Raw genomic sequence first — 3,595 nt, forward strand, 5'->3', positions numbered from 1 at the left:
GGCTTGAGCGTGCCGGCCGGGGGAACGACCGGGTCGGTCACCGTGACGTCGCTCGCCTTCACGTACGCGAGGCGATGGTTGTAGCGGATCGGGTAGTAGGCCGTGTTCCCCGAAACCAGCAGGCAGTCCGGGCTGGCCGTGCAGTTGATGTCCTGGGCGTAGTAGAAGTCGCCGTTCACCGCCGGCAGCGCGGTGTAGGACTGCCCCGGCTGGATGCTCTCGCCGTCGAGCGGGGTCAGCTGCTGGTTCGGCTGGGAGGCCAGGTCGCTCAGCTCGGCGGGGTAGGCCGAGGTCTCCGGGTAGGCGCGGCCGTAGACCGCGACGGCCGACGTCCCGGCGGGGGTGATCAGGTGCTGTGCCGTGCCGGTGTTCGCCATGGTGTAGGCGCCGCCCGGGTTGTAGAACCAGGCCTTCTGGCCGTCGTACCAGATGGCCGTCCAGTCACCCTGCACCGCCGCGACCGTGAAGGTCTGGCCGAAGGCGGCCTTGTCCGTCCAGTCCCAGCCCAGTGTGGTCCCGGTGGTCGCGCCGTCCGCCGTGAACTTCGCATCCGAGAGCAGCGCGGCCGTGGCGGACGGACTGGTGCGCAGATACACGAAGTTGGCCGGGTTAGCCGGGCAGGTGGTGGTGGACGAACCGCAGCCGGTCAGGGTCGGCTCGTAACCGCTGCTCCACGGCGGGGTGATGGTCACCTCACCGCCGGCCACGGGCAAGCCGTTGCCGTTGGGGTAGGCGCCCAGCAGCGTCAGGTAATGGCTCCAGTTCCACCACGGTCCGGGGTCCCAGTGCATACCCTCGTAGTAGGCGCTGAGGGGTCCGGGCACACCATCGTGGCCGATGATGTGCTCACGGTCGAGCGGGATGCCGAACTGCTGGGCGAGGTAGCCGACCAGGGCCACGGAGGACTGGTACTCCTGCTCGGTGTACCAGCTGCCGTCCTGCAGTGCGTAGCCCTCGTGCTCGATGCCGATCGAGTGGTCATTGGTGTACTTGTTGCCGGCGTGCCAGGCGATGTCCTTGGTCGGCACCATCTGGGTGACCGAGCCGTCGGCGCCGATCACGTAGTGGGCGCTGGCGTAGGTCGAGGGCTGCTGGAACGAGCTGATCGCGGAGGCCGCGGTGCTCTCGGTGTCGTGGATGACGATGGTGTCGATGGCGTCGCCGTCGGCGGGACGGTTCGCGAGGTCGTAGTTGCCGTAGTCGCTCTGGTCGCTGCTGCTGTTGAGCGCGTAGGCGGCGGGGGTGAACGTGCAGGCCAGCATGGCGGGGCACTCCGGTGCCGGGGTGTCGGCGGTGCCGGTGGTGGTGAACGAGGCCTGGCGTATCGCGGGCTTCAGGTCGGGGCTCACCGCGGCCGGCCGGTGCGCCGGCACGGACGGGTCGGCGGACAGCGTCACTTCCTGGTTGTCCGTGGTGACCCGGTGGGCGCCGACGCGGAGGGTCGCGAACACGCGGTCGGCGAACTGCTCGGCGACCTGGGAGCGGGTGGACTGGCTGAAGCGGGTCACCGCCGGGTACCACTGCCCGGCCTCGGACGGCAGCGAACCGGCCGAGGCACGCTCGTAGGAGGCGAGTAGCGCGGCGGCACCGCGGATGTTCTGCCGCGTGGAGGTGCGCAGCGACGCAGGGGACGCCTTGACCATCGAGGCGGCGGTGTCGAGGGTGCGCATCGCCGGTGTGACCCGCTGGGACGCGCTCGTGTCGCCCGGTGCGGACGGGCCGGCCTTCGCGGAGCGATGGCGCAGCGCCCTGGGGTCGTCGCCGTACCCGTGCGTCGCCGGATCGCTGTCCCGCCGCGGCTTCAGGTCGCTCGCGCCGACCGAGGTCAGGCCCATGACGTTGTAGTTGCCGGTGACCGAAGGCCGGCCATCGTGCGACTCCCACAGCGTCATCTGGTACGAGACAGCCATCAGCACGCCGGCCGGCACGTGGAACTCGGCGGCGGCCGACTCGAAATCGGCCTGCAGGGCATGCGAGGGGCGCCCGCCCGACGCGGTGGTGGTGGCCTGGTTCCCGCCCGTTCCCAGGGCCGTCGTCGCGACCACGCCTGCCACGAGCCCTCCGGTGGCGAGTCCGCTCGCCACGCCGAGCCACAGCCGTAGCCGGGGCCTGCGATGTTTCGAAAGCAAGAATCTACCTCGTTCGGATCAATACGGCCATGAATCAGCAAAGAGGACGGACGGCGGGCCAGATCTGCCGGAGCAGAGCGTGAACTGTCGCGTAGATGCCCCGCCCCTGTTCCTCCGGCACCGTCGGCCGCTCTCGTCAACGCCGCGACCAGTTGTCCCCGCGGCCTGGCAAGAGGGCCGGTCCGCACCGCCGCCGATCCGCCGCCGCAGAAGACGCCTTCGGCTGATGCACACTGCTTCGCTCCCCCACCGGATGGGGGCGGCGACTTCGGCCCCTCGCCTGTACAGCGATGGCAGGCAGGTAAACATCACTCCAACGGTGAACGGAGCCGAGTTTGGCTCCGTTCACGAAGGGGTGGCCAGTTCGCGGGGGCGCGGGGTCGTCTCGCTCGGCCCTCAAGGTCGAGCACGTCCCCCGGCACGCCTTCGCCACCCGATCCGAGGCGAGGCCGAAGACCGCAATGCGGTCGCGGACGTCCATAAGGAAGACCGGGCCGCATGGCCAACCTCTCCGCATGACCGGGGGATTCATACAAGTCCTTCTGGTGCGGGCCCTTCGGACGCGGCGGGGACGTCATGCAGCAGCGTCCCTGCCGCGTTCGGGCGAGGTGGCCACCGCACCTCAGGCGTGCTTACGCAGCGGGGTTCGCACCGGCGCCCCTGCGGCGGCGCACCACGAACATCGCGCCGACGCCGGCGGCGACGGCGGCGCCGATGAGGCCGATCGCCGGGAGGGCGGAGGAGGAACCGGTTTGCGCGAGGCTGCCGGTGACCGGAAGCTGCTCGGAGCCGCCCTGCGGCTTCATGTCGGACTGGGGCTTGCCGGTCGGCTTGTCGCCGGTGGGCTTGGCGTCACCGGTGCCGGCCGGGGTGGTGCTGCCGGCCTTGAGGACCGTGAACTCGTACGAGTCCCCGTTGCCGTTGCAGGACGCGCCCTTGCCGGCGTAGATCGCGCTGCTCATGGCGAACGAGGAACCCGCGGGGGCCTTGGAGCTGACCCGGACCCGCAGGTCCATGTCGACCTTGGCGCCCTTGTCGATGGCGTCGATGACGCCGACGAAGGTACACGGGACGACGTCGCTGCCGTCGCTGTCCTGGTACGAGTCGGTCCACTTGCCGGTCTGCGGGTCCTTGTACTGGAGCTGGGCCAGCTCGTAGGCGAGGGAGCCGTTGACGTTGTCGTCGTACTCGGTGAACGTGTCGACCCAGACGTTCTTCAGGTCGGTGTCGGAGTTGTTCTGCACCGAGAAGGTGAAGTCGCGCCAGCCGGAGCCGGCGACGATCTTGCTCGGCAGGCCGTCCACCGCGACCTTGAGGTTCTCGTCCAGGCTGAACGCGTCGCACTGGTCCGGAGTCCAGTCGCTGGGCTTCGACGGGGTCGTCGACGGCGTGGGGGACCCCGAGTCCGCGGGGGAGCTGTCGGCGGCGGCCGGGCTGGACCCGTCAGCCGCCGGGCTCGACTCGTC

The 3,595-nt window shown here is 70.0% G+C and carries 2 protein-coding genes; both read right to left on the reverse strand.

Annotated elements, in window-relative coordinates:
• Positions 1–2,129 (reverse strand): peptidoglycan recognition protein family protein (locus LQ326_RS46875; RefSeq protein WP_234545323.1); only part of this gene is annotated, 2,129 nt, incomplete at its 3' end.
• 632 nt (positions 2,130–2,761) lie between these two features.
• Positions 2,762–3,595, reverse strand: an 834-nt coding sequence (locus tag LQ326_RS46880) for an LPXTG cell wall anchor domain-containing protein (RefSeq protein ID WP_234545324.1), incomplete at its 5' end; no start/stop codon positions are given.

Source organism: Streptomyces shenzhenensis (assembly GCF_021462265.1).
Classification (GTDB): domain Bacteria; phylum Actinomycetota; class Actinomycetes; order Streptomycetales; family Streptomycetaceae; genus Streptomyces; species Streptomyces shenzhenensis.